We start from the raw sequence: 4,963 nt of genomic DNA, 5'->3' as shown, positions 1-4,963 counted from the left end.
GATCTTGTGTGCGCGACTCGGAGGCGGGTTCCGTGCATGAGGGCCGCCTCCGAGGCTCGCCGGCAAGATCCTTCGTCGCCGCCATGGCCCACACACGGGTCGAGTCTGCGCGGCGGCTCCTCAGGATGACGCTCGCGGGGTGATGGAGACGATCACCGCTTGGCAAAGCGCCTCGATGTCCAACGTTTGCACGAATCCCCTGGCCCGTCCCGCGTGATCTGCGCGCCGGGTGGCGCAGGGCGTGCATCCGCACCGGCCTCCGTTTTCTCGTATCTCCAACGGAGGGTGAGGGATGAGTGACAGCAACCTGGGCGGCGGGCTGGCGGGCGGTGCGGGCAGCGGGCTGGGCTCCACGGGGGGCGGCCTGAGCGGCGCCGGCGGATCCACGGGCGGGGACGAGCTGCGCGGCGTGGGCCAGGTGGGCTCCACGGGCGAGGGCTTCACGGAGAGCGGAACCTTCACCACGGGCGACGACTTCGACGCGCACGACGTCGTCTACCAGCGGCACTACGCCACCGTGACGCCGGAGCACACCACGCCCACCGTCACCACGTACGACGAGGCGCGCACGGGCTACGCGGCGGGGCACCGCGCGGCGGCCAACCCCGTGTACGCCAACCGCGAGTACGAGGAGGTGGAGGTCGAGCTGGAGCGCGAGCAGCCGGGCCGCCTGAGCGCCATGCGCGGCTACGCGCGTCACGCGTTCGAGTGGAAGCGGGTGCTGGGCGCGCTGGCGCTGGCGGGCGGCGCGTACTGGGTGGGCCGCAAGCTCTTCGAGGCCGTGCAGGAGATGGGCACGGACGAGGAGCAGGACTGCCGCACGTACTACGAGTCGCACCCGGCGCGGGCCAGCGTGCCGTACGACCAGGCGCGGACGGTGTACGTGGTGGGCTACGTGGCCGCGCGCAACCCGGAGTACGCCGGGCGCAGCTACGACGAGGTCGAGCCCAGCCTGCGCACCGGCTTCACGGGCTCGCGCGCGGGCAGCTACGACAGCCTGCGCGACTTTGGCCGGCGCGGCTACGAGCGTGGCACGTCCCGCGCGGGCACGACGGGGATGGGCAGCAGCGGCACCACCGGCGGGCTGGGGACGTCCGGGACAACCGGCATCTGACCGGGACGCGCGCCGGGACGGGCCCACGACGTGGGCCCGTCCCGGAGGTTGGGTGGATGATGGACGGGCGGACGCGGATCAGCTGAGCCAGAGCAGCCCGGCCAGGGCCGCCACCGCGCCGACGGCGTACGTCTCGGCGATCACCCAGCGGGGGATGCCGGTGCGTTCGCGGGTGCCGCGGGCGTACGACACGGCGAGCATCACGCACAGGACGGCGGTCGCGGCCAGGATGCCCAGCCCGATCCACTGGATGAGCTGGTTGGTGGCGTGCACGGCCATCCGCGCCGCGGCGGCGGGGTAGCCGGTCTGCGCCCGTCCCTCGTCGGCCAGGCTGCCCAGCAGCCACCGCAGCAGGGCGGGGACGGCGATGGCGGCGACCGTGAAGGCCAGGGTCCAGCCGGCCTGCTCAAAGGGGGTCGCCGCGCGGTATGCGTTGATCGAACGGCGGATGGGCATGATTCTCTCCCGTGGTGAAGCGCCAGCGTGCTGCGCGGCGTCGTGCCGCACTACCACGATAGATCCGCGGAAGACCCGCGGCAGTCGGGCGCGTTACCGGCAGATGTCGGGAGCACCCCGCGACACGTGTAGGAAGAACCGCCGTTGCCCGCTATTCCCTATTCTCTGTTCCCTATTCCCTGCAGTCCAGGATGTCTCGCGCGTTCGTAAAGGAAGACGACGGCTTCGTCCCGCCGGGCAGCTTTGGCCTGCCGCCGCGCGACGATCCGCGCTTTGACGCGGCGGCCGCCCGTGCGCTCATCGAGGCGGCGCGCGACGGCAACACGCCCAGCGCCGAGTCCGCGACCGGCTACCGCTGGGGCGAGCCGCGGCTGCACCGCCACGTGCGCAAGCTGCTCGCGGCCGCCGAGGCGCTTCCCGAGGCCGAGCAGGACCTTCGCTACATCCGCGTCGCGCGTCGTTTCCTGGGCTGAACGCGCCTCCGCGATTCCATCGATTCCGAACGGGACGGTTCAGGTGACGGGTTCGGGATGATGGGGTGCACGCCGGTGGCCGTGTTGGAGCGGTGTACCCGAAGGGGCTTCCCTAATCTGACTACTTTGTGAATCTTGTTGCCGCGCCGATACGCAACGCGGCCGGAGCGATGCATCTGGTCGCTGACTCCACCCCGGTTGATTTCCTGAGGGCCCTCGCGGATCTCGCCCGTGCATGATGCCCGCGGGCCCGAAGGATCTCGCCGGCCCGCGCACGAGCTCGGCGATGCGGACGGATGCCGGCCGGGCACCTTCTCCGCGTCGGACGAGCGTCGAGTGCGGGACGGGAGATCCTTCGGTCGGCGCCATGGTTCGAGAGCGGCCGAGGACCGCGCGGCGCCTCCCTCAGGAAATCAATTGATTTCCCAGAGTGAAGCAGTTCTCCCCTCTCCGCGAGGAACGAGCGGGGAGGGGCCGGGGGAGGGGCAGCCCGCTGCCGGCGAGGGCCGTCCGCCCGGGCTGAACCTCCAGCCCGCCTGTGCACGGATCCGGCTCACGAGCACGGAACCGTACGAATATCAACCTCCCCCAGGGGTTATTGGGGGAGGTGCGAGCCTAGGCGAGCGGAGGGGGCGCCGCTGGAACCCGCCCATCCGCTCCGAACTGAGTGTTACACATCCACCGTCCATCGCCGAAACCCAACGATGCCTTATCTCCGCGACGTGCTCCGCGACTTTGGCGACGGCGCCATGGACCTGGTGTTCGCGCCGGTCTGCGTGTCGTGCAGCAACCCCATCCCCACCACGGAAAAGGACCGCATCGTCTGCCGCCTGTGCTGGGTAAAGTGCCGCACCCTGCCGCACCCGCGCTGCGAGCGCTGCTGGGGGCCCGTGCCGCCGGGCCAGGACCCGCGCCCCAAGTGCCGCACCTGCGGCGACTGGCCGCAGGCCGTGCGGGCCATCCGCAGCGCGTTCCTCATGGGCAACGAGGTCAAGGCCATCGTGCACGCCCTCAAGTACCGCGGCTGGGAGGGCTCGGCGGAGCCCATGGCGCAGCGCATGGCCGAGATGGCGTTTCCGCAGGACGTGGAGGACGAGGCGCGCATGGTGGTGCCCGTGCCCACCAGCAAGGCGCGGCTGCGCGAGCGCGGCTACAACCAGGCGGCGCTCCTGGCGTCCGCTTTTGCCCGCCGCACCGATCGAACGACCGTTCCCGACCTGCTCGCGCGCACGCGTTCCACCAGGACGCAAACGGCCTTGCATCCAGACGAGCGCAGGGCTAACGTGGCGCGCGCTTTTTCCGTTCCCGACGGCCGCGCCCCGGAGCTCCAGGGCGAGCACGTGATCCTGGTGGACGACGTGTGGACGACGGGTGCCACGGCGCTTGCATGTGCGCAAACGCTGCTGGACGCGGGAGCGCGGGTGGTGAGCGTGGCGACCTTTGCCCGCGTGATTCCGGAGCTGGAGCGCTGAGCCGGCACGTCCGTCTTGGCGCTCGTCATCCTTTTACTACGAGCTGACCGAGAGACCATGCCCATTCGCGTCGCCATCAACGGGTTCGGCCGCATTGGCCGGAACGTCCTGCGCGCGGCCAAGAAGGCCGGTGCCACCGACATCGACTTCGTGGCCGTCAACGACCTCACCGACACGAAGACGCTGGCCCACCTGCTCAAGTACGACTCCGTGCACGGCACGTACGGCGGCACCGTCGAAGCCCGCGAGAACAGCCTGGTGGTGGACGGCGACGAGGTGCGCGTGTTCGCCGAGAAGGACCCCGCCGCGCTTCCCTGGGGCGACCTGGGCGTGGACATCGTCATCGAGAGCACCGGCCGCTTCACCAAGAAGGCCGACGCCGAGAAGCACATCCAGGGCGGCGCGAAGAAGGTCATCATCAGCGCGCCGGCCAAGGACGAGGACATCACCATCGTCCTGGGCGTGAACGAGGAAAAGTACGACGCGGCCAGCCACCACGTGGTGAGCAACGCCAGCTGCACCACCAACTGCCTGGCCCCCGTCGTCAAGGTGCTGCTGGACGAGTTCGGCTTCAAGCGCGGCCTGATGACCACCGTCCACGCGTACACCAACGACCAGAACATCCTGGACCTGCCCCACAAGGACCTGCGCCGCGCCCGCGCGGCCGGCATGTCCATCATCCCCACCTCCACGGGCGCGGCCAAGGCCACGTCGCTCGTGATCCCCGAGGTCAAGGGCAAGATCGACGGCACGGCGTTCCGCGTGCCCACGCCCGACGTGTCGGTGGTGGACCTCACGGCGGAGCTGGAAAAGGAGGTGACGGCGCAGCAGGTGAACGATGCGCTCCGCGCCGCCTCCGAGGGCCGCATGAAGGGCATCCTGGGCTACGAGGAGACGGAGCTGGTCTCCATCGACTACACGGGCAACCCGCACTCGTCCATCGTGGACGCGCCCAGCACCAACGTCGTGGCCGGCATGGTCAAGGTGGTGGCCTGGTACGACAACGAGTGGGGCTACAGCAACCGCATCCTCGATCTGATCGCGCACGTGGCCGCGGTGCGCAGCAAGTCTCTTCAACCTGCATGATCACCATCAGAACGCTCGATCGCCTGCCGCTCACGCGCGGTTCCCGAGTCTTCTACCGCGTCGACTACAACGTGCCGCTCGAAGGTGCGGAGATCAGCGACGCGACGCGCATCGAGGAGACGCTGCCGACGCTGCGCATCCTGCGCGAGAAGGGCGCTGCCGTGGTCATCGCCTCGCATCTCGGGCGTCCGAAAGGGGAGCGCAAGGAGAAATACTCGCTCCGGCCGGTGCGCGAGAAGCTCGCCGAGCTTCTCGGTGCCGAGGTCCAGTGGGCCGATGACTGTGTCGGGCCGGAAGCGGAGGCGAAGGCCGCGGCGCTCAGGCCCGGCGAGGTCCTGCTCGTGGAGAACCTGCGCTTCCAC

6 protein-coding genes are annotated in these 4,963 nt (G+C 69.9%); 5 read left to right on the top strand and 1 reads right to left on the bottom strand.

Annotated features, from left to right (window positions below; translation table 11 throughout):
* Nucleotides 1-292 precede the first annotated feature (292 nt).
* Complete coding sequence (locus VFZ20_RS29115; protein WP_329687484.1) at nt 293-1,114, top strand: hypothetical protein; 822 nt, start codon at nt 293-295, stop codon at nt 1,112-1,114.
* Between the two features lie 78 nt (nt 1,115-1,192).
* Here the strand turns inward: VFZ20_RS29115 and VFZ20_RS29110 are convergent, their stop codons facing one another.
* Complete coding sequence (locus VFZ20_RS29110) at nt 1,193-1,570, bottom strand: hypothetical protein (protein ID WP_329687483.1); 378 nt, start codon at nt 1,568-1,570, stop codon at nt 1,193-1,195.
* A 191-nt stretch (nt 1,571-1,761) separates the two neighbouring features.
* Here VFZ20_RS29110 and VFZ20_RS29105 point away from each other — a divergent pair, with 191 nt between their 5' ends.
* From VFZ20_RS29105 to pgk, 4 genes are all read left to right on the top strand, one after another.
* On the top strand, nt 1,762-2,043 hold the full coding sequence (locus VFZ20_RS29105; protein ID WP_329687482.1) for a hypothetical protein: 282 nt from the start codon (nt 1,762-1,764) through the stop codon (nt 2,041-2,043).
* 704 nt (nt 2,044-2,747) lie between these two features.
* A complete protein-coding gene (locus tag VFZ20_RS29100; protein ID WP_329687481.1) occupies nt 2,748-3,515 on the top strand; it encodes a ComF family protein in 768 nt (255 codons plus the stop codon).
* Between the two features lie 57 nt (nt 3,516-3,572).
* Nucleotides 3,573-4,601, top strand: coding sequence for a type I glyceraldehyde-3-phosphate dehydrogenase (gene gap / locus VFZ20_RS29095; RefSeq protein ID WP_329687480.1), 1,029 nt, complete (start codon nt 3,573-3,575; stop codon nt 4,599-4,601).
* Nucleotides 4,598-4,963, top strand: a 366-nt coding sequence (gene pgk / locus VFZ20_RS29090; RefSeq protein ID WP_329687479.1) for a phosphoglycerate kinase, incomplete at its 3' end; no start/stop codon positions are given. The genes gap and pgk, both read left to right, overlap by 4 nt.

This window comes from Longimicrobium sp. (genome assembly GCF_036280135.1).
Classification (GTDB): Bacteria; Gemmatimonadota; Gemmatimonadetes; order Longimicrobiales; family Longimicrobiaceae; genus Longimicrobium.
This window is presented reverse-complemented; position numbering and strand designations above follow the sequence as displayed.